This window comes from Acidovorax sp. Q11 (assembly GCF_054950075.1).
In genome coordinates, this window is the sequence record NZ_JBUDZG010000014.1 from 92,034 (window position 1) to 113,066 (window position 21,033).

Below are 21,033 nucleotides of genomic sequence, written 5' to 3' on the forward strand. Positions count from 1 at the left end.
TATTCCGGGGCACAACGGAACCGCGTCAGGGCGCTGTCAACACCCCCGACGCCCTGGCTGCCCCCGGCCCCTTCCAGCGCTCGTACTCCGCCGGGTAGGCGATGCGATAGCGCTTCATGTGGAACGCAGCCTCATCGTCTTTGCCCAGCAGCACGGCGCTCTCGATCAGCGCCTGGATGACGCGGGGTTCGGGCGAGAAATGCAGCAGCTCACCCGCCAGCAGATTGATCTGTGGCGCAGTCTCGCGTGTGAGCCCGATGGTGGACAACAACGCGAAATCCACCTGGTCCGAGAAAAACAGGGTGTCGGACACCTTGGCCATGGTGTCCTCCTGGTAGGCGGCAGGCCGCAGCGGCATGGGGCGGTACAGCATGCCGACACGGTAGTGCTCCCACAGCACCAGCATTCCTGCACCGGCGGCACCCGCCAGCACCAGCATGGCTGCCAACTTGGTGGTGCGGGAGGAGACCCAGGGGGGCACCGCCTGCGGCCACAGCAACAAGGCTACGGCCAGCGCCGAGACCACCTGGAAAGGCCCGTACCAGAGCGGAAACTCCAGCATGCTGTGCACGCCCACAATGGCCAGCACACCCCAGGCCAGCTGGCGCACAGGATCGGTTTCAGCCCAGGGGCGTGCACGCACCACCCAGGCCAGCACCACCGCACACACCAGCACGGCCACCGGCACCCCCAGCTCTACGGCCAGCTGCAAGGGCAGGTTGTGGGCGTTGTCCAGCAGCACACAGAACCGCTCACCGGGGAACAGGGTGATGTAGTGCGCGTAGTCCAGCTCACCCCAGCCCCAGCCCAGCCACGGCTTTTGCGCGATCAGGTGCAGCACATTCGCCCACAGCACGCGGCGGCTGTTGCAGCCCTGCTCGTCACCGAGGAAGCGTGTGAAGAGACCATCGGTGCTGAAGCCGGTCCACTCCAGCAACAGGCGTGGCAGCAGCCAGGCCGCCGCTGTGTACATCAGCACCCCAATCAGCGACAGCACCAGAGCCACACGCCCCCCACGGCGGCTCCATACCACCAACAGACATACCACCAGCAGCCACTGCAGGGCGCCTGTGCGCGATGCCGTGGCTGCACTGGCTATGGCCAGCAGGGCCAGGCCCCAGGCCAGCAGCAACCCCACCAGCCAGGAGGGCCAGGCGCGCCCCCCGCCGAGCAGGGCGCTTGGTGCCGCGCCGGCCTGGTTGCCACCTTCGATCCGCGTCTGGAGCTGGACCACCAGCCACAACAAGGCCCACACCCCCAGGCTCAACAAAGAAGCCTGCTGGTTGCGCTGGCGCAGGTTGCCGATCGCCTGGCCCGGCGCAGAAGCATGCACCCAGGGCGAGAACCCCAGATCTCCACCAAAAAACTGCGCCAGCCCGATACCACCGCCCAGCACACCCGCCAGCACCAGCCCGAGCGCCAGATGCGACGCCATGAAAGTCCGCGCATCTGCGCGGGCTGCATATCCCCCCACGGAGGCACGCATGTGCCAAGAGCGGGCCCCCAGCAACACGCAAATCACCAAACCACACGACCACGAGGCCACCACGGGCCAGAAATTGAAAATCGGGGCTTCTGTATAGCCAAACACAAAAGGCAGCGTCAAAGCCACCAGAAACAGCGGTGCGGCAACAGCGTCAAAAAGCATGGGGCTCACTCAGAAAGGGTTCAGCGCTGGGGCGATGCCGGCGAGGTGGTGCGCATCATAGGGGGTGGCTTGCGCGCCCCGCATCCGGGCGCCCGGCGCCGCCCATGGGACAATCCCTGCCATGCATGCACTGTTTGAAGAAGCTGGCAAATTTCTCGCCGGCCGTATCCTGTCGGAAGCCGACACATCCGCCCAGGTCGAGCTGGATTCGGGCAAACGGGTCAAGGTCAAGGCCGCCCACATCCTCCTGAAGTTCGAAAAACCCGCCCCAGCCGAACTCATCGCCCAGGCCCAGGCCGTGGCCGAGACCATCGAACTGGACCTGGCCTGGGAATTCGCGCCCGAAGACGAGTTCGGCTTTGCCGACCTGGCGCGGGACTATTTCTCCGAGAACGCCACGCTGGCCCAGCAGGCCGGTGCGCTGTTCCGCCTGTACGACGCGCCGCACTACTTCCGCCGAGCGGGCAAGGGCCGCTTCAAGAAGGCATCGGCCGAGATCCTGCAGCAGGCGCTGGCCGCCATCGAGAAGAAAAAGGCCCTGCTTGCGCAAATCGACGAGTGGGCCGCCCAGTTGGGACGCGGCGAATGCCCCCAGCCCATCCGCGACCAGCTCTACAAGATCCTGTTCAAGCCCGACAAGAACGCGCCCGAGTACAAGGCCGTGGTGGACGCCAGCCGCGCCACACACACCGCGCCACTGGACCTGCTGCAAAAGGCCGGCGCCATCGACTCGGCCTACCAGTTCCACTGGAAGCGCTTTTTGTTCGAGAACTTCCCCAAGGGCACAGGCTTTCCCGCCGTCACGGCGCCCGCCATTGCCGACGAGCTGCCGCTGTCCACCGCGCAGGCGTACTCCATCGACGACTCGCAGACCACCGAAATCGACGATGCGCTGTCCGTCCAGGGCCTGGGCACCGGCACTGTGGTGCTGGGCATCCACATCGCCGCACCGGGCCTGGCCATCCAGCCGGGCAGCACCATTGACCAGCTCGGCCGCGCGCGCCTGTCCACGGTGTACATGCCGGGCTACAAGATCACCATGCTGCCCGACGACGTGGTGCAGACCTACACGCTGGACGAAGGCCGCGCCAACCCAGCCGTGTCGCTGTACGTCACCATCGACGAGGACACGCTGGAGTTCAAAAGCTCCGAGACCAAGCTGGAGCGCGTGCACGTGGCCGCCAACCTGCGCCACGACCAGCTTGACGCGGTGGTGACGGAAGAATGGCTCTCCAACCCGGCATTTGAGCATCAAAACGACCCCCAGCGCCTGTCTGACCTGCGCCCCCAGCTATCATTTTTGCACCGCCTGGCCAAGGACCTCAAGGCCCGCCGCGAGGTGGCGCGCGGCAAGCCCGAGAACTTCAACCGGCCGGACTACAACTTCCGCCTGGTCGGCAACAACGGTGCCGAGCCCACGGGTGATGAACAAGTGCAGATCAGCGTGCGCCAGCGTGGTGCGCCGCTCGACCTGATCGTGGCCGAGGCCATGATCGTGGCCAACAGCACCTGGGGCAGCTGGATGGCCGAGCTGGGCGTGCCCGGCATCTACCGCAGCCAGGCCAGCATGGCGCCCGGCGTGAAGGTGCGCATGGGCACCAAGGCGCTGCCGCACGCGGGCATCGGCGTCAAGGCCTATTCGTGGGCCACCTCGCCCCTGCGCCGCTACACCGACCTGGTCAACCAGTGGCAGATCATTGCCTGCGCGCGCCACGGCAAGACCGCCGCGCTGGCCGCGCCCTTCAAGCCCAAGGACGCCGACCTGTTCTCCATCATCAGCAGCTTTGACGCCGCCTACAGCGCCTACAACGGCTACCAGGCGGGCATGGAACGCTTCTGGACGCTCAAGTACGTGGAACAGAACGGCATCACCGAGCTCAACGCCACCGTCTTCAAGGAAGGCCCGGGCGGCAGCTTTTTGGTGCGGGCGGACGACATTCCGCTGGTCTTCCCCGTGCTGGGCGCACAGAACCTGCCGCGCGGCGCGCGCCTGAAGGTGAAGCTGGGCGAAGTGGACGAGATCACCCTCGACATTCACGGCACCGTGATCGAGCGCCAGGACGACCCGGCCGACGCCAGCGACGACGGCCCGGTGGAAGATGCGGACGAGGACGACGACACCGTGGCCGGCCCGATTGCGATTGCGGTGGATGTGAACGAAGCTCCCGCCGAAACCGCTGCGGCCGCCCCCGCCGCCTGACCACGCCCCCTGATAATTGCCGGCGATGAAACTCCCCGCCTTCCTCCGCACCGTCAGCACGCTACAGCTTGCGCTGGGTTTCTCGGTGGCCGTGCACGCCGCACTCATCTCGGTGCGCTTCATCGACCCCGAGGGCTTCAACCGCGTGTTCCAGGACACGCCGCTCGAAGTCATTCTGGTCAACGCCAAGTCCAACGAGCGCCCCGACAAGGCCCAGGCGATTGCCCAGGCCAGCCTGGCGGGCGGCGGCGATGCCGAGAAGGGCCGCGCCACCAGCCCCCTGCCCTACACCGCGCTCACAGCCGTGGGCGACGACTACGAAGAAGCGCAGCGCAAGATGGATGCGATGCAGGAGCAGCAGGCGCAATTGCTGGCCCAGCTGCGCAAGCAGCTCGCCACCATGCCCGAGCCCGACCCGCGCAAGCCCAGCCAGAGCGCCGACCAGGCGAATGAGCAGGAAAAGCGCCGCCAGCTCGTCAAGCTGCTGGCCGAGATCGAAAAGCGCATCAACGAAGAAAACTCGCGCCCCAAGAAGCGCTACATCAGCCCCGCCACGCGTGAAGAGGCCTACGCCATCTACTACGACGCGCTGCGCCGCAAGGTCGAAGACAAGGGCACCGAGAACTTCCCCGAGCAGGCCGGGCGCAAGCTGTATGGTGAGCTGACCATGATCGTCACCGTCAACCACGACGGCCGCGTGCTGGGCACCGAGGTGGTGCAAGGCTCGGGCAACAGCACCCTGGACCGCCGCGCCGAGGCCATTGCGCGTGCCGCCGGGCCCTTTGGTGCCTTCGGCGCCGACATGCGCAAAAAGGCCGACCAGATCGCCATGGTGGCGCGCTTCAAGTTCACCCGCGACCAGACCCTCGAAACCACCGTCCGGTAGTTCCCGGCGCGGCCCCCCCCCCTCGGGGCCACCCGCACAAGCTTTTGTCATGAGCCAAACCCCCGACCTGTATTGCGTGATGGGCAACCCCGTGGCGCACAGCCGCTCGCCCGCCATCCACGCCCGCTTTGCCGAACTGACGGGCGAGCCCATCGCCTACGAACGCCGCCTCGTGCCCCTGGACGGCTTTGCCCAGGGCGTGCGCGCGTTCGCTGCCGAAGGCGGGCGCGGCTGCAACGTCACCGTGCCCTTCAAGACCGAGGTGCCCGGCCTGGCCACCGAATGCAGCGCACGCGTGCAATTGGCGGGCGCCGCCAACACCCTCACCTTCCAGGCCGACGGCAGCCTGTATGCCGACAACACCGACGGCCTGGGCCTGGTGGCCGACATCACCCACAACGCGGGCGTGCCGCTGGCCGGGCGCGATGTGCTGCTGGTGGGGGCAGGCGGTGCTGCGGCGGGTGTGCTGGGCCCGCTGCTGCTGGCCGGTGCGCGCCACATCACCGTGGCCAACCGCACGCTGGCCAAAGCCCAGGCGCTGGTGCAATCTCATCACCCACTCGCCTCGCTACAAAAAGCAGAGCTAGAAGCGCTAGAACCACGCGCGGTAACAGCCAATTTCGACGTAGTCATCAACGCCACCGCCAGCAGCCTGGCCGGTGCCGGGGTGCCCGTGCCCGCCACCGTGCTGCGCCCTGGGTGCCTGGCCTACGACATGATGTACGGCCCCGCCGCCCAGGAGTTTCTGGACTGGGCCCGCAGCCACGGCGCAGTGCCCCGCGACGGCCTGGGCATGCTGGTGGAGCAGGCCGCCGAGGCCTTTTTGCTGTGGCGCGGCGTGCGCCCGCCCTCGGCCCAGGTGCTGCGCGAGATGCAGCAAGCCACCGCCTGAGCCCCTGAGGACGACGCCATGAAAGCCGTGTTGCGCTGGCTGGGCCTGCTGGTGATCGCGCTGGTTGCGCTGCAGCTGTTTTTTGTGCTGCGCATTGCTGCCATGGTGGTCATCAACCCTGAATCCACCACCTTCCAGCGCTCCGAAGCCTGGACACTGCTATCCACCAAAGGCCATGTACCCTGGCGCCAGCAATGGGTGCCCTACGCGGACATCTCCGACCACCTCAAACGCGCCGTCATCGCCTCGGAAGACGATGGTTTTGTGAACCACGACGGTGTGGACTGGAACGCCATCGAAAAAGCCTGGGAGCGCAACGCCAAGGCCGAAGCCCAGGCCAGCAAGGCCCAGGCCCGCGCGCCCGACCGCCCGGTGCGCGCGCCCAAGATCCGGGGTGGCTCCACCATCACCCAGCAGCTGGCCAAGAACCTGCTGCTGTCGGGCGAACGCACGCTGCTGCGCAAGGGGCAGGAATTTGTGCTGACGTTGGCGCTGGAGCAGTTGCTGAGCAAACAGCGCATCCTGGAGATTTACCTGAACAACGTGGAATGGGGCGAAGGCGTGTTTGGCGCCGAAGCCGCCGCGCAGCACTACTTCCGCAAAAGCGCCAGCCGCCTGGGCACCGCCGAAGCCGCGCGACTGGCGGTGATGCTGCCTGCGCCCAAGCGGTTTGAGAAAACGCCCGGATCGGCCTACCTGGCGGGGCGCACGCGCACGATCCTGGCGCGCATGGGCGGCGCGGAGCTGCCCTGAACATCACCCAACATCCGAGCAACGCGCCTCATCGCCCTCGGGACGCCTCACGCCGCTGCAGCCACAGCGCAGACGCCCCGTCAGGCCGCAGCGTCACCTGCAACCGGGGCGCCCCCACGGCAGCCCCCTCCGGCAACCGCACCGTGTAGCGCTGCAGCAGCATGGCCGCCAGCAGCGTCATCTCCAGCATCGCAAAGTGCTGGCCAATGCACACGCGCGGGCCCAGGCCGAACGGGATCCACGCGCCCCGGGGCATGGGCGGCGCGCCGTCCAGAAACCGCTCGGGCCGGAAGCAATCCGGCTCGGCAAACCAGCGCGCGTCGCGGTGCAGCACCCAGGGGGTGATGCGCAGCATGGCCCCCCGGGGCACCGACACGCCGCCCAGCGTGATGGGCGCGGTGGTGCGGCGGCTCATCAGCGCGGCGATCGGGGGGTACAGGCGCAGCGCTTCCTTCAGCGTGGCACCCAGCCAGGGCAGTTGGGCCAGGTGCTCGGGGCCGGGGGTGCCGCCCTGCAGCACGGCATCGACCTCGGCCTGGGCGCGCTGCGCGGCCTCGGGGTGCTGGGCCATGAGCAGGGTCCACCACAGCAGCGTGGTGGCGCTGGTTTCGTGCCCGGCCTGGAAGCTGACGATGCACTGGTCAAACACTTCCTGCGGAGACAGAGCCTCGCCCGTTTGGTCGTCGCGCAGGGTCAGCAGCATGTGCAGCAGGTCTGAGCGCGCAGGGGCACCGGGTGCGGCCACCTCGGCCTGGCGGGCATGGATGTGGCGCCAGACCAACCCCTTCAACGACCGGATAGCGCGCCGCTTGGCCGCCTTGCCGGGCAGGGGCAGCCAGTCGGGCAGCGTGAAGGGCATGAACATTTCGCGGAAGGCGGCTTCCGACAGCGTCTGCGTGGCCCAGGCGGCATCGCGCGCATCGGCCTGGGCGGATTCGCTGAACAGCGTGCGCAGGATCACATCCATGGCCACATCGGTCCAGAGCGCATCCACGGCCACCCGCGCACCAGGCTGGCCCGGGGGCACGGCCGCGTCAAGCGCACTGCGGGCGGCATCGGTCATCAGCTGCGCGTAGCCCGCCACCCGCTTGGGGCTGAAGGCAGGCATGAGCATGCGGCGCTGGCGCTGCCAGGTGTCGCCTTCGGTCACCAGCACGCTCTGGCCAAACACCTCCTCGAACACCGCGATGCCCCGCTCCCAGCGGATGAGCTGGTCGGCATGGGTGATGAGCGCCTCGCGCACCAGATCGGGGTGCATCAGGTCCCAGGCGTCCTCGTAGCCCAGGCGCATGCGGGTGAGGTCGCCGTGCTCGCGCTGCAGCCGGGTGACAAAGCCCAGGTAGTCGGCGCGCATGGCGCGCAGCAGCGGCAGGCCCCACCAGCGGCTGCGCGGGCCGCCGGGTGTTGCTGGCGCGGGGTGAAGTGTGGCGGAGGAGGCAGAGGCAGTGGTGGCTGTGGACTGGTTCATGCCCCACATGCTGCAGCGCAGTAGCACTGCGGTATTGAACGATTGCGACAGCACCCGTCGCCTACACTCGCGCCCCATGGCAAGCTTGGCCCCACCCTCCCTCCGGCACCCCGCCGGGCTGATCCCTTCGGGCGAGCTGTGGCTGCCGCGCGCCAGCCTCACGGCCTGCCTACGCGCCGCCGTGGCTCGCAGCACGGTGGGCTACACGCTCAGCGACGCACAGCGCATCAACCGCTTTCCGGCATCCCCTTTGTGCAGCTTGAGCTGGTGGTTTGAAGGCCGCAGCGAGGCCCTGGTGGCCGAGCGCCCCGACACCATGCCCACGCAGCACAGCCCGCGCGAGGCCTACCCCGGCCGCTGGGTGCTGGCGGGCCCGCAGACCCGCCCCACCTCCAGCTACTGTGAGGGCCCCACACACGCCATGATGGTGATGTTCATGCCCGACGCGCTACACCAGCTCACCGGCGTGGATCCCGGTGCCCTGACCGACCGCATGGTGGACGCGCAGTCGCTGTTGCCGTCCGACTGGCTGGCGCTGTGCGAGACCGTGCAGAACCTGCCCGACAACGCGACCCGCATGCAGTGCCTGGAAGATTTTCTGGAGCCCCGCTGGCAAGCCTGCCGCCCCGCCCAGGCATTGCCCACACAGCGCTATGGCGACTGGGCTGCACACCTGGCGCAGCGCGCCGCCCTGTCCGCCCCCGGCCGCAGCCTGCGCCAGCTGGAGCGGCGCATCAAGCGCTGGGCCGGCCTGCCGCTGCGCGAGCTGCGCGGCTTTGGCAAGGCGGAGCAGGCATTCTTCGACACCATCGCGGCCGATGCGGCGCAGGGTTCGGTCAAATGGGCCGATGTGGCGGCGGGCGCCGGGTTCTCGGACCAGTCGCACCTGTGCCGCGTCACGCGGCGCATCACGGGCTATGCGCCGCAGGCGCTCTACGACGGCATTTACGGCGACGAGGCGTTCTGGGCGTACCGCATCTGGGTGTAGGTGGGCGTCGCGACGCTGCAGTTGCCCGCCACGACAGTGGGCGGCGCAGGCCATACCGCCCCGTATGATCCGCCCCATGCTTGCCAAGTTGATGAGTTTTATCCTGCTGGGGATCGTGCGGTTTCTGACCGGCTCCCAGGCCCGCTGGTATGGCTGCCCGCCCAAGGCCGAGCAGCGCATCTATTTCGCCAACCACCAGAGCCATGCCGACATGGTGCTGATCTGGGCCGCGCTGCCCGAAGAGCTGCGCAGCATCACGCGGCCCATCGCGGCCAAGGACTACTGGACCAAGACACCGTTCCGGCAGTGGATCACCACCGCCGTGTTCAACGCCGTGTATGTGGACCGCCAAGCCACGCCCGCGCGCCCGCCCGCCCCTGCGGCGATAGAGCCCGTGGGCGTGATCGGCGCCATGGCCACCGCATCAGCGGACGCCGACACCGCAATGGCGGGCGGCCCCGACCCGTCACCCGACAAGCCGCCGCGCACACCCACGCCCGAAGAACTGCGCGCCGCCCTCCCAGAATCCGACCCACTGGCACCGCTCGTGCGGGCGCTGGCCAGCGGCGACTCCATCGTGATCTTCCCCGAGGGCACGCGCGGACATGGCGACGAACCGCAGTCCTTCAAATCCGGCCTGTTCAAGCTGGCGCAGATGTTCCCGCAGGTGGTGCTGGTGCCCGCCTGGATCAACAACGTGCAGCGCGTGATGCCCAAAGGCGAAGTGGTGCCGGTGCCCATCCTGTGCTCGGTGACCTTTGGCGCGCCAATCCAGCTCGAAGCGGGTGAAGAACGCCGCCCCTTCCTCGATCGCGCACGCCGCGCCGTGATCGCCTTGCGGGAAGTCTGAATATGACCCCCACGCTCATCGCTTCGCGTATCGCTGCCCCCCAAGGGGGCGCGTCATTGCCTTCGGGCGGCCGGGCGGCAACCGCACTACAAGCCCCCACGCTCATCGCTTCGCGTATCGCTGCCCCCCAAGGGGGCGCGTCATTGCCTTCGGGCGGCCGGGCGGCAACGACATGAACAACTTCCTCCGCGGCTTGACCGCCACCCAACAGATCGGCGCCCTCTTCATCGCCGTGTTCGGCATCCTGTCCATCGTCACCGTGTGGGCCTTTGTGCGCAATCTGCGCGAGCATGCGAGTGACGACCCAGAGTCCGAAGCACGCATGCTGGAGGCCAGGCGCTTCTGGGGCCTGCTCAAGACCTCATGGATGATGGCCACCGTGTTCTGGGTGGGCTGGGTGCTGGGCGACACCGTGGCCACTGTGCTGTTTGCCATCGTGGGATTTTTTGCGCTGCGCGAGTTCATCACCCTCTCGCCCACGCGCCGCGGCGACCACCGCAGTCTGGTGCTGGCGTTCTTCGTGGTACTGCCGCTGCAGTTCTGGATCGTGGGCAGCAAGATGTTCGACCTGTTCACGGTCTTCATCCCGGTCTATGTGTTCCTGGCGCTGCCGGTGGTGAGTGCGCTGGCCAACGACCCACAGCGGTTTCTGGAGCGCAATGCCAAGCTGCAGTGGGGCATCATGGTCTGCGTGTATGGCATGAGCCATGTGCCCGCGCTGCTGCTGCTCGACTTCCCGGGCTACCGCGACAAGGGCGCGTTCCTGGTGTTCTTCCTCGTCTTTGTGGTGCAGACCTGCATGGTGGTGCAACACCTGCTGGGGCGGCGCTTTCCGCACACCCCCGTGGCGCCGCAGGTGAGCCAAAGCTTCCAGTGGGCCAGCTGGCTGGCTGGCGTGGCGGCCGGTGGCGTGGCGGGCGGGCTGCTCACCTTCATCACCCCGTTCAAGCCCGGCCAGGCGCTGGGCATGGCCCTGCTGGCCTGCGTCGCGGGCAGCCTGGGGCACCTGGTGATGAAGGCCCTGAAGCGCGACCGGGGCATCACCAGCTGGGGCATGCAGGGCATGTCCGTCACCGGCGCAGGCGGCCTGCTCGACCGGGTGGATGCATTGTGTTTTGCGGCCCCCGTGTTCTTCCACTCGGTACGCTGGTACTTTGGACTTTGAGAAAAAATGGCCACCTGCGCGCGACCACACTGTCCCAATAGCTATTAAATTTATAGCAAATGCGTATCCTTGGCATTGACCCCGGCCTGCAGACCACCGGCTTTGGCGTGGTGGACATGGACGGCCACAAGCTCAGCTATGTGGCCAGCGGCACCATCCGCACCACCACGCTGGCCCTGGGCGACCTGCCCGGGCGCCTGAAGATCCTGTTCGACGGCATCACCGAGGTCGCAGCGCGCTACGAGCCCGATGTGGCCTCGGTCGAAATCGTGTTCGTCAACGTCAACCCCCAGTCCACCCTGCTGCTCGGCCAGGCACGCGGCGCCGCCATCACTGCCCTGGTGGCCAGCAACCTGCCCGTGGCCGAATACACAGCCCTGCAGATGAAAAAAGCCGTCGTCGGCCACGGCCGCGCCGCCAAGAGCCAGGTGCAGGAAATGGTGCGGCGGCTGCTGCAGCTGCCCGGGCTGCCGGGCACGGATGCAGCCGACGGCCTGGGCATGGCCATCACCCATGCGCACGCCGGTGCGGCCATGGGGCGGCTGGGCGAGGCGGCCACGCTGAACCGGCGGCAGCATGCGATGTACAAGGGGGGGCGGAGCTACTGACCGCCAGAGCGGCTTTCCATGCCCCGCCACAAAGGTCAGCGCCCCAGTCCGCGCTTGAGCTCCTTGAGCAGCAGCAGCACCTGGTTGGAGGCATGGCGGCAGCTGCTGTTGAGCAGTTGTACCGCCTTTTGCTGCTCGCCGGACTGGAACAGCGTGACCACATCGGCGGCCTGCTGGTGGAAATATTTGTGGCGGGCCACCAGCATCTCGAACGCTGGGTAGTGGCCGAGCCGCACGCGCCCGGTGCCGTACAGCCAGCGGCCCAGGTCGCAGCGGTCGTCGTGGCAGATGCGTTCGGGCCGCATGACCTCGTCGGAGCGGCCGTTGACCATGTCCTGCAGCTGCAGGCGCCAGCGCTCGTGGCTGGCAATGGCGGCATCGATGTCGATTTCGGTCATGAGGGTGGCCGCGTATTCCGCGTCCAGCACCAGCTCACTGCCGTTGTCCTCCATGGCCCAGGTGGTGTCGGGGCTGGTCGGATCCTGCTCCTTGATTTTGAACAAACGGCTGAAAAAACCCATCGTCATCCCTTTTGCGGCCACAGTCCGCGCACACCGGAACATGCCCGCGCGGAAAAGTCTTGAAACATTCTGTGGCGCCGTCGCCATTTTGGCTACCAAAAAATGGCCCAGTCGTGAAAATCGAGCCAGGCAACCCTTCAGGCCCTGCCAGCTCTGCCCCGGCGCCAGCACAAAGGCACCAGCAGCCGGACAATGCGGCCATGACTTCTACACCCCGCCGCCCCGCCCTGTCGATGCTGGACCTGGTGGCCGTCCGCGAAGGCGGCACCGTGGCCAATGCCCTTCAGATTGCATTGCGCACTGCACAGCACGCCGAGAAACTGGGTTTTGCCCGCTACTGGCTGGCCGAACACCACAACATGGCAGGCATTGCCAGTTCGGCCACGGCCGTGCTGGTGGGGCACATTGCCGGTGGCACCTCAAGCATCCGCGTGGGTTCGGGCGGCGTGATGTTGCCCAACCACGCGCCGCTGGTGGTGGCCGAGGCCTTTGGCACCCTGGCCGAGCTGTACCCGGGCCGCATCGACCTGGGCCTGGGCCGCGCGCCCGGCACCGACCCCACCACCATGCGCGCGCTGCGCCGCAGCCGGGTGGAGACAGCCGACGACTTTCCGCAGGACGTGGCCGAACTGCAGCGCCTGCTGGCCCCCGCCGAGCCCGGCCAGCGCCTGATTGCCATGCCCGGCGCAGGCACCAATGTGCCCATCTGGCTGCTGGGCTCCAGCCTGTTCTCGGCGCAGCTGGCGGCCGAGCGCGGTCTGCCCTATGCCTTTGCCTCGCACTTCGCGCCGCGCCTGCTGCACCAGGCGATCGACCTGTACCGCAACCTGTACCGGCCATCCGCCGCCTGGCCCCAGCCCTACGTGGCGATCGGCGTGCCGCTGATCGCAGCGCCCACCGATGAGGAAGCGGAGTTTCTGGCCAGCAGCACCTACCAGCGGGTGCTGGGCATTCTGACGGGCGACCGGCGCCGCCTGCTGCCGCCCATCGAGAACTACGGGGCGCGCCTGCAGCCGCAGGAGCGTGCAGCCATCAGCGACTTTCTGGCAGCTGCCGTGATTGGTGGGCCGGATACGGTGCGTGCGGGTCTGGCGCAGCTCAGCGAAGCCTCCGGGGCTGACGAGCTGATGCTGGTGAGTGATGTGTACGACCCGGCGTTGCGCCTGCGGTCATTGGACATTGCTGCGCAGGCCCACGCCAAGGCGTGGGAGCGCAGCTAAAGGCCTCAAAGAACTAGCTCTTCAGCCCTGTGTAGATGTAGGTCTGTTCCTTGCTCGCACTCTGCCCCATGATGAGGATAGATCGGCTTGTATTGTTGTACAGAACGACGTGGTTGACAACAGCACCATTGGCCACCGGGCAAGTGCTCCCATCAAAGGTCATCGGCAAGTCAAACACATTCCGGCCACTGGCACGTGGAACAAGGGTCCCACGAACAGAGCAGCCCGGGTAGGAGGTCGTCGAAACCAGTCCACCCGTGGTAACAGACAACGAGATCAAGGGCGCGCTCACCTGGTTACCGATGCCAGTGCCCACGTATGTACCCAGCAACTCACTCACGGCAGCAGGTTGCTCATACCGAACACCGTAGTTGCCAGAGTATTTCCAGCCATTGGAAGCGGTGACCTGGATCGAGTCCCGCACTGCATACCGGCCAAAGTAGCTCACAGACTCGATTTTGCGATCGGTCAGATGGGCTTGATCCACTACGTTGAGATAGCGGCCTGTGCCCGTAATGGCATCTGGGGCCGACGCCTGAATGTTGCCTTGTGAAAAGCCAACAACCGTACTGTCTACGGCACTCACAATATTCCAGGTCTCGCCGTTCTCCAGCACGACACCTTGCACACTCAAGGCGATGGCATCAGGGGTCTGCCCAGTCCAAAGACCTTCTGCACCTGAGACGACGGTTGCTGGTGGTTTTGCGGGTGGAGGGGCTGCATCACTACCGCCACCACCGCAAGCAGACAGGGCCACAGCGGCAAACAACCCTCCCAGGGTGGTCATTTTGTTCATTTCTTCTCCTTCGTGAATGAATGCCGGGGGTTGGCGCTATGGCGCAAACCCCCTCCTAATTTACCGTCACATCTTAAGCGCACGTGCCACACACGGCACAACAATGGATTGCACACCAGATGTTTGTCGTCTCACCCACGCTACATTGAGGGAGCCAAGCAAGCCCTTCGCCCAGAAACATGCCAGAAACACTCCCTATGCGCCAAACCAAGGAGACCGCTCGCCAAGGCACCGCCAGCCGCTACTATGGCGGGTTGTTGCCTTACAGCCCACGCCCGCATGCCCGCTTTTTCCTTTGAAGCCCTGGACGCCCAGGGCCAGACCCGCAAGGGCCTCATGGAGGCCGATACCGCCAAGGCTGCGCGCAGCCTGCTGCGGGCGCAGGCCCTGGTGCCGCTGGCGGTGGAGCCGGTGCAAACCGGTCAGTCGCAGGACGGTCGCGCTGCCAGCCTGGGCCAGCGCCTGTTCACGCGGCCCGTGTTCAGCGCCACCGCCCTGGCCATCTGGACGCGGCAGATCGCCGGGCTGGTCTCGTCGGGCTTGCCGCTGGAGCGTGCGCTCACGGCCCTGTCGGAAGAAGCCGACGACGAACGCCAGCGCCACCTGGTGGCCGCGCTGCGCGCCGAGGTCAATGCGGGCGCCACGTTCGCCCGCGCCCTGTCGCAGCACCCGCGCGAGTTTTCCGACATCTACTGCGCCGTGATCGGTGCGGGCGAACACAGCGGCAACCTGGGCCTGGTGCTGGAGCGCCTGGCCGACGACCTGGAAGAACGCCAGGCACTCAAGGCCAAGCTGGTGGGTGCAGCGCTCTACCCGGCCATCGTCACGCTGGTGGCGATTGCCATCGTGCTGTTCCTGGTGGGCTATGTGGTGCCGCAGGTGGCCAGCGTGTTTGCGGGCACCAAGCGGGCCCTGCCCTTCCTGACAGTGGCCATGCTGGGCCTGAGCGCCTTTGTGCGCAACTATGGCTGGGTGATGCTGGTGGCCGCAGTGCTGGCCGCCATCGGGGGCCGGTGGGCATTGGCCATCGACCCTGTGCGCGAAAAGTTCGATGCCGCCTGGCTGAAGCTGCCGCTGGTGGGCAAGCTGGCGCGCGGCTACAACGCAGCGCGTTTTGCGGGCACGCTGGCCATACTCTCGGGCGCGGGCGTGCCCATCCTCAAGGCACTGCAGGCCGCAGCCGAAACCCTGAGCAACCGCGCCCTGCGTGCCGATGCGCTCGATGCCCTGGTGCTGGTGCGCGAGGGCGCCCCACTGGCCTCGGCGCTGGCGCAAAAAAAGCGCTTCCCCGGCCTGCTGTCGATGTTCGCGCGCCTGGGCGAGCAAACCGGCCAGTTGCCCCTGATGCTGCAGCGCGCCGCGCGCCAGCTCTCCACCGAAGTGCAGCGCCGCGCCATGGCGCTCGCCACCATCCTGGAGCCACTGCTCATCGTGGGCATGGGCGGCATCGTGATGCTGATCGTGCTGGCAGTGCTGCTGCCCATCATCCAGCTCAACCAGTTTGTGAAGTAGAGCGTGTTATGCACTTTTACGCACCCGCGTTGGGCCCACAGGCTGGTGATCGCAAGGCGCAGCGCGCCGCCCAAGGCAAGCGCCTTGGCAAGTGCTGCAACGCCGCGAGCGCCTGCCTGTGGGCCCGACCCTATGGGAAAGCCGGGGGAAGGCCCGGCCACGTTGTTGCAGGCCACTTGCGGTATTCCATACCGCCGCGCGGCCTGCGCCTGGTTGCCGGGCCTTTCTCCGGCTTTCGCGGGCACGTAAAAGTGCATAACACGCTCTAACGTATGGCGGTGACCCTGGACGACAAACTGGTGGTGGCGATCTCCTCGCGCGCGCTGTTCAATTTTGAGGAAGAGAACCGCGTTTTCGAGAAGGACAACGACCGCGCCTATGTGGACCTGCAGCGCCAGCGGCTGGATGTGCCCGCCGCACCGGGAGTGGCGTTCTCGCTGGTGCGCAAGCTGCTCGCCTTCAACACGCCCGAGCACCAGCGCGTGGAAGTGGTGCTGCTCTCGCGCAACGACCCGGTCAGTGGCATGCGCGTGTTCCGCTCGTGCCACGCGCACGGGCTGCCCACCATCCAGCGTGGCGTGTTCACACAGGGGCGCGATCCGTTCCGTTACCTGCGGCCGCTGGGCGCCCACCTGTTCCTGTCGGCCAATGAAGCCGATGTGCGCGAGGCCCTGCACCTGGGCTACCCGGCGGCGCGGGTGGTGACCGAATCCGTGCAGGCGGGTGACGCCAACCCCGCCGAAGTGCGCATCGCGTTCGACGGCGACGCCGTGCTGTTCTCCGACGAGGCCGAGCGCGTGTACCAGGCCCAGGGTCTGGCGGCTTTTCAGCAGCACGAAACCGACAAGGCCGCCCTGCCGCTGCCCGATGGCCCCTTCAAGCCCCTGCTCGCCGCCCTGCACCGGCTGCAGTCCGCCGGGGAGGCGGGCAGCACCACGGGCATGCGCATCCGCACGGCCCTGGTCACGGCGCGCAGCGCGCCGGCGCACGAGCGTGCGATCCGCACGCTGATGGACTGGGACATCAATGTGGACGAGGCCATGTTCCTGGGCGGCCTGCCCAAAGGCGAGTTCCTGCGCGAGTTCGAGCCCGACTTCTTTTTTGACGACCAGACGGGCCACGTGACCTCGGCCGCGCGCCATGTGCCGGCCGGGCATGTGAACAGCGGCATCTCCAACACGGTGCCGGCGCGCCCCGCCGGGAACTGACCGCCCGGTTCGCGGTCTGTCAGGGTCGGGCCACCGCCCGCGTCCAAGGAGCCCTTTTTTGTACACCCCCATCACCCGGGCCTGCGTGGCCGCCCTCTCCCTCTGGATCGCAGCCTGCAGCGCAGCCTGGGCGCAGACACCTGACGCCGACACACAACCGCCCGCGCCCACCAAAGGGGAAGCCAAGGCCCAGCGTGATTTCAAGATGCTGGACTTCAACGGCGACGGCAAACTCAGCCGCACCGAGGTGCAATTGTTTCCCCGGCTGGCGGCCGCGTTCGATGACGCGGACACCGACAAGGATGGTTATGTGTCGTACGAGGAAGTTCGGGTCTTTGCCGCCAAATACCGGGAGCAGCGGGACCAGCAGCGGGCCGCCGCCCAGGCGGCAGCTGCCGCCTCATCGCCTCGGCCGTGATGCCATGGCGTGAAATTACAAGCAAATTTGGCCGCTACCGCGCGTCCATCAAGCCTTGATAGCTATATTTGGTATAGCAAACTACAACCCACCGGTGCGCTTGACCTTGGGGTCTGAGTAGGTGAGCGGCTCGTTCTTGACCTGCTGTGCCATGCGCTCCTGCAGGGTCATCTTGTTGATGTCCTGCGCCACCTCCACCGCCGTGCCACTGGCCCGCCACATCGACTGGATCAGTTCCAGCAGCTGCTTATAGATGGGCTCCTTGGGCGGCTCGGGGGGTTCTTCTACCGTTTCCTTTTTCTTGACCTCGGTCCAGTCCCGGTTGGCCGTGTCGGGGGCAGACGGCTTGTCGGGCTCGCGCACGACGGCGCCCTCGCCCAGGCGGTCCATGGATTCCACCGGGTTGGGCGCATTGATGGGCCGCACCGGCGGCGCGCCGGAGGCGCCAGTGGAATACAAATCAGCGCCCTGAGGACGCCAACTCGGCGATCGATCGACAGGTGGCATTTGCATGGCAGTGGCCCCGATGGTGAATGAATGTGTCTTGGCGTGCAGAGGGTTTTCCGACGTCTTCGTAATTCATAACGGCAAAAAGAAGGGGAAATTTAGGTCTTTTTCACCGATTGGCCCAAATAAAGGGTTTTCACCTAGATTTCAAAGGGGGTTCAGGCCATGAACCAGCCTGATGCAGGCTGAAAACAAGGATTGAGCGCACAGGCGATCACAACCACGGGATCAGCCTGTGGCTTTTGTGCGTGTTGGCAATGCGCCGGGGGGCGCCCAGAGGCGCTCAGCGCACCCAAAAAGAGAAAAGAGGGGCCTCAGCTCGGGTTGTAAGGCCCCGAGCCGGTCAGAGAAAACGTTCCAGCAGCTTGCGCGAGTGCCGGTCCAGCGCGGTGGTGTCCTTGACGCGGAACTGCATGCCGTCGCCCCCTGCGATCAGCAGCCGGGTGCGCCCACCCAGACGGCGAATGTCTTCTTCGGCCTTGAGGACCAAGCTGGCCGGACCCCGGTCGGTCTCCACCTGCCAGGTGCTGGGCGTTGAGAAACTCGACACCGCAACGATTTTTTCGATAGTGGGTACAAACTCGCGCACCGCCAGCTCCTCGTCGATGAGCTGCCGAGCGAGGCCCGCCACCTGGTCCACATGCGGAATCCACAACAACTCATGGCCATCCGCGCCCACCAGCGACAGCCCCTCGCCAGGCGCGGCGATGGGAAAAGCCCGCACGGGGGTGACGCCTTCATGCTCCGAGCCGTCGGGCAGCGTCAGAACCAGGCGGCCATGGGGGTTGCGCGCCAACTGGAAGGCAGGCGTAGACGACGGGGTCAGGGGTGCGTTCATGGCAAGCTCGCTCACAACTTTTCAGGGATTGCCCGCAGGGTGGGCAGGGTGCAGCAGGCTGCTGTCGATGATGACCCCGGCCGCCTGGGCGTCTTCTTCGGCGCGGCGCGCCTGGGCTTCGTAGAGCCGCCAGTAGGCGCCCTGCTTTTCCATGAGTTCGTCGTGCGGCCCGACCTCCACCACTTCACCCCGGTCCATCACCACCAGGCGGTCGGCCTTGCGCAGGGTGGACAGGCGGTGGGCGATGGCAATCGTGGTGCGGCCTTGCACCAGATTGTCGAGCGCCTTCTGGATTTCCTTCTCAGTTTCCGTGTCCACGGCCGAGGTGGCCTCGTCCAGGATCAGGATGCGCGGGTCGATCAGCAGCGCGCGCGCAATGCTGATGCGCTGGCGCTCGCCGCCCGACAGCCCCTGGCCACGCTCACCCACCAGCGAGTCGTAGCCGTGCAGCAGGCGCAGGATGAATTCGTGCGCATGGGCGGCACGGGCGGCGGCCACAATTTCCTCGCGCGTCGCTTCGGGCTTGCCGTAGGCGATGTTCTCGGCAATGGTGCCAAAGAACAGGAAGGGCTCCTGCAGCACCAGGCCGATGTGGCGGCGGTAGTCGGCCACGGCAAAGCGGCGGATGTCGATGCCATCGACCTGAATGGACCCGTCGCTCACGTCATAAAAGCGGCTGATCAGGTTGACCAGCGTGCTCTTGCCCGAGCCGCTGTGCCCCACCAGGCCAATCATCTCGCCGGGGCGGATGTCGAGATCCAGCCCCTTGATGACCGCGCGGCTGCCGTAGCGGAAGCCCACGCCCTGCATGCTGATGGCGCCCTGCACCTTGTCCACCTTCACCGGCTGGGCGGGGTCGGGCACGTTGCTTACGTGGTCCAGGATGTCGAAGATGCGCTTGGCGCCTGCGGCCGCCTTTTGCGTGACCGAGACGATGCGGCTCATCGAATCCAGGCGGCCATAGAAGCGCCCGATGTAGGCGATGAAGGCGGTGAGTACACCCACCGTGATCTGGTTGCGCGACACCAGCCAGATACCAAACGCCCAAACCACGAGCAGCCCGATTTCGGTCAGCAGCGACACCGTGGGCGTGAACAGGCTCCAGGTCTTGTTGAGCTTGTCGTTGACTTCCAGGTTGTGCTGGTTGGCGTCACGGAAACGCTGGGCTTCGCGCTTCTCTTGCGCAAAGGCCTTGACCACACGGATGCCGGGGATGGTGTCGGCCAGCACGTTGGTCACCTCGGACCACACGCGGTCGATCTTTTCAAACCCGGTGCGCAGGCGGTCGCGCACGGTGTGGATCATCCAGCCAATGAAGGGCAGCGGCACCAGCGTGACGAGCGCCAGCCAGGGGTTGATGGAGAACAGGATGGCCGCCGTCATCACGATCATCAGCACATCGGTGACGAAGTCGAGCGCGTGCAACGACAGGAAAACGTTGATGCGATCGGTTTCAGATCCGATGCGCGCCATCAGGTCGCCGGTGCGCTTGCCGCCAAAGTAGTCCAGCGACAGGCGCAGCAGGTGTTCGTACGTGGTGGTGCGCAGGTCGGCACCGATGCGCTCGGACACCAGCGCCAGGATGTAGGTGCGCGCCCAGGACAGGCCCCAGGCTGCCAGGGCCGACAGCAGCAGGCCGCTCAGGTACAGCATGACCAGGCCGGGCTCGATCTTCTGCCCGTTCTGGAACGGGATCAGGATGTCGTCCATCAGCGGGATGGTCAGGTAGGGCGGCACCAGCGTGGCCGCCGTGGAAGCCAGGGTGAGCGCAAACCCGGTGGCCAGCTGCTTGCGGTAAGGCCGGGCAAAGCGCCACAGGCGCAGCAGCACCCAGGTGGAGGTCTGCGGCGGCTGGGCGCGGGCGCAGGCGGGGCATTCCTCGGTGTCGGGCGGCAAGGGGGTGTGGCAGGTGGGGCAGGCGGGCTCGTCGTCCTCGTCTTGGGCCGCATTTCCGCCCCGGGCCACTTGCTGATCGAACCGCTGCACCAGACGCAGGGCCTGGGCATGGTGCGCCAGCGTGAAACGCCACAGCGCCAGGCGCTGCTGGGGGGCATGCAGTTCGAGCGAACCCACCCCGCCATGGTCGTGCAGGCGCAGGGCCAGGCCGTCGCCCAGGGGCCAGCTGCGCCAGACCGTGGTGCCGGGGTCGCAGGCCAGCAGACGCTCGGACGTCACCACCACCCAGCCGGTCGCAAACCGCAGCGCGGTGCTCAGGTCAACCTGTAACGCAGCCAGCACGTTCTCTTTGGAAGCGAGCATGGCCCGCAATTCGCCCCCCACGGGGCCAGAAAAGACACCCGAGGCGTCCACAGAATGGTGATGTTGCATTTTTGGTTGGGTTTTCCGCCACCGGCAGCCTGCGGTGACCGAACTCGCGAAAGCGGGAATTCTCACCGATACTGCACGCCACGGTGCGACGGCATCCTCCTATAACGTCTGCGGCAGCCATTTGGCTGACACTGCGAACAGGCCCCGGGCTGGCGCACAATCATCGTCCAACAAAGTCCCCCTTCGTCCCCTTTTTCCACACAAGCCCTTACAAGGCCGGAAACACA

19 protein-coding genes are annotated in these 21,033 nt (G+C 66.6%); 12 read left to right on the top strand and 7 right to left on the bottom strand.

The annotated features are described in order from the left end of the window. Positions 1-25: 25 nt before the first annotated feature. A complete protein-coding gene (locus ACYZGB_RS13130; protein ID WP_462388810.1) occupies positions 26-1,435 on the bottom strand; it encodes a Wzy polymerase domain-containing protein in 1,410 nt (469 codons plus the stop codon). A gap of 334 nt (positions 1,436-1,769) precedes the next feature. Between ACYZGB_RS13130 and ACYZGB_RS13135 the strand changes: the two genes are divergently transcribed. From ACYZGB_RS13135 to mtgA, 4 genes are read left to right on the top strand one after another with little or no spacing between them, the layout of a single operon-like run. Continuing rightward, entirely contained in the window at positions 1,770-3,848 is a 2,079-nt protein-coding gene (locus tag ACYZGB_RS13135) for a ribonuclease catalytic domain-containing protein (RefSeq protein ID WP_462388812.1), read from the top strand. Between the two features lie 25 nt (positions 3,849-3,873). After that, positions 3,874-4,734, top strand: a complete 861-nt coding sequence (locus ACYZGB_RS13140) for an energy transducer TonB (RefSeq protein WP_462388814.1) — start codon at positions 3,874-3,876, stop codon at positions 4,732-4,734. A gap of 49 nt (positions 4,735-4,783) precedes the next feature. Next, on the top strand, positions 4,784-5,626 hold the full coding sequence (gene aroE, locus ACYZGB_RS13145) for a shikimate dehydrogenase (protein ID WP_462388816.1): 843 nt from the start codon (positions 4,784-4,786) through the stop codon (positions 5,624-5,626). Positions 5,627-5,644: 18 nt separating this feature from the next. Next, complete coding sequence (gene mtgA / locus ACYZGB_RS13150; RefSeq protein ID WP_462388818.1) at positions 5,645-6,379, top strand: monofunctional biosynthetic peptidoglycan transglycosylase; 735 nt, start codon at positions 5,645-5,647, stop codon at positions 6,377-6,379. Between the two features lie 28 nt (positions 6,380-6,407). On the opposite strand, the gene ACYZGB_RS13155 is transcribed toward mtgA, so the two are convergent. Further along, positions 6,408-7,847, bottom strand: a complete 1,440-nt coding sequence (locus tag ACYZGB_RS13155; protein WP_462388820.1) for a cytochrome P450 — start codon at positions 7,845-7,847, stop codon at positions 6,408-6,410. Positions 7,848-7,923: 76 nt separating this feature from the next. Between ACYZGB_RS13155 and ACYZGB_RS13160 the strand changes: the two genes are divergently transcribed. From ACYZGB_RS13160 to ruvC, 4 genes are all read left to right on the top strand, one after another. Next, positions 7,924-8,835 (top strand): helix-turn-helix domain-containing protein, encoded by a 912-nt coding sequence (locus tag ACYZGB_RS13160; protein WP_462388822.1) that lies wholly within the window; start codon positions 7,924-7,926, stop codon positions 8,833-8,835. Between the two features lie 76 nt (positions 8,836-8,911). After that, complete coding sequence (locus tag ACYZGB_RS13165) at positions 8,912-9,685, top strand: lysophospholipid acyltransferase family protein (protein ID WP_462388823.1); 774 nt, start codon at positions 8,912-8,914, stop codon at positions 9,683-9,685. A gap of 172 nt (positions 9,686-9,857) precedes the next feature. After that, positions 9,858-10,850 carry a phosphatidate cytidylyltransferase gene (locus ACYZGB_RS13170; RefSeq protein ID WP_462388825.1) on the top strand — a complete coding sequence of 331 codons (993 nt, stop codon included), beginning with the start codon at positions 9,858-9,860 and terminating at the stop codon, positions 10,848-10,850. Positions 10,851-10,909: 59 nt separating this feature from the next. Further along, positions 10,910-11,458, top strand: coding sequence for a crossover junction endodeoxyribonuclease RuvC (ruvC, locus tag ACYZGB_RS13175; RefSeq protein WP_124511635.1), 549 nt, complete (start codon positions 10,910-10,912; stop codon positions 11,456-11,458). Between the two features lie 35 nt (positions 11,459-11,493). Here ruvC and ACYZGB_RS13180 read toward each other — a convergent pair whose 3' ends face one another. Beyond that, entirely contained in the window at positions 11,494-11,979 is a 486-nt protein-coding gene (locus tag ACYZGB_RS13180; protein ID WP_063459170.1) for a CZB domain-containing protein, read from the bottom strand. A gap of 200 nt (positions 11,980-12,179) precedes the next feature. Here ACYZGB_RS13180 and ACYZGB_RS13185 point away from each other — a divergent pair, with 200 nt between their 5' ends. Then, positions 12,180-13,199: an LLM class flavin-dependent oxidoreductase gene (locus ACYZGB_RS13185; RefSeq protein WP_462388827.1), complete on the top strand. Its 1,020-nt coding sequence runs from the start codon at positions 12,180-12,182 to the stop codon at positions 13,197-13,199. A 13-nt stretch (positions 13,200-13,212) separates the two neighbouring features. Here ACYZGB_RS13185 and ACYZGB_RS13190 read toward each other — a convergent pair whose 3' ends face one another. After that, entirely contained in the window at positions 13,213-13,995 is a 783-nt protein-coding gene (locus tag ACYZGB_RS13190; RefSeq protein ID WP_462388829.1) for a hypothetical protein, read from the bottom strand. A 279-nt stretch (positions 13,996-14,274) separates the two neighbouring features. Between ACYZGB_RS13190 and gspF the strand changes: the two genes are divergently transcribed. From gspF to ACYZGB_RS13205, 3 genes are all read left to right on the top strand, one after another. Further along, on the top strand, positions 14,275-15,507 hold the full coding sequence (gene gspF, locus ACYZGB_RS13195) for a type II secretion system inner membrane protein GspF (protein WP_462388831.1): 1,233 nt from the start codon (positions 14,275-14,277) through the stop codon (positions 15,505-15,507). A 272-nt stretch (positions 15,508-15,779) separates the two neighbouring features. After that, complete coding sequence (locus ACYZGB_RS13200) at positions 15,780-16,715, top strand: 5'-nucleotidase (protein WP_462388832.1); 936 nt, start codon at positions 15,780-15,782, stop codon at positions 16,713-16,715. Between the two features lie 58 nt (positions 16,716-16,773). Then, on the top strand, positions 16,774-17,133 hold the full coding sequence (locus ACYZGB_RS13205) for an EF-hand domain-containing protein (protein WP_462388833.1): 360 nt from the start codon (positions 16,774-16,776) through the stop codon (positions 17,131-17,133). A gap of 81 nt (positions 17,134-17,214) precedes the next feature. Here ACYZGB_RS13205 and ACYZGB_RS13210 read toward each other — a convergent pair whose 3' ends face one another. The 3 genes from ACYZGB_RS13210 to ACYZGB_RS13220 all read right to left on the bottom strand — a co-directional run bounded on the left by ACYZGB_RS13210 (position 17,215) and on the right by ACYZGB_RS13220 (position 20,806). Beyond that, complete coding sequence (locus tag ACYZGB_RS13210) at positions 17,215-17,646, bottom strand: hypothetical protein (protein ID WP_063459004.1); 432 nt, start codon at positions 17,644-17,646, stop codon at positions 17,215-17,217. A 337-nt stretch (positions 17,647-17,983) separates the two neighbouring features. Beyond that, positions 17,984-18,478, bottom strand: coding sequence for a cyanophycin metabolism-associated DUF1854 family protein (locus ACYZGB_RS13215; protein ID WP_462388835.1), 495 nt, complete (start codon positions 18,476-18,478; stop codon positions 17,984-17,986). Between the two features lie 21 nt (positions 18,479-18,499). After that, positions 18,500-20,806: a cyanophycin metabolism-associated ABC transporter gene (locus ACYZGB_RS13220; RefSeq protein WP_462388836.1), complete on the bottom strand. Its 2,307-nt coding sequence runs from the start codon at positions 20,804-20,806 to the stop codon at positions 18,500-18,502. Between the last annotated feature and the right edge of the window lie 227 nt (positions 20,807-21,033).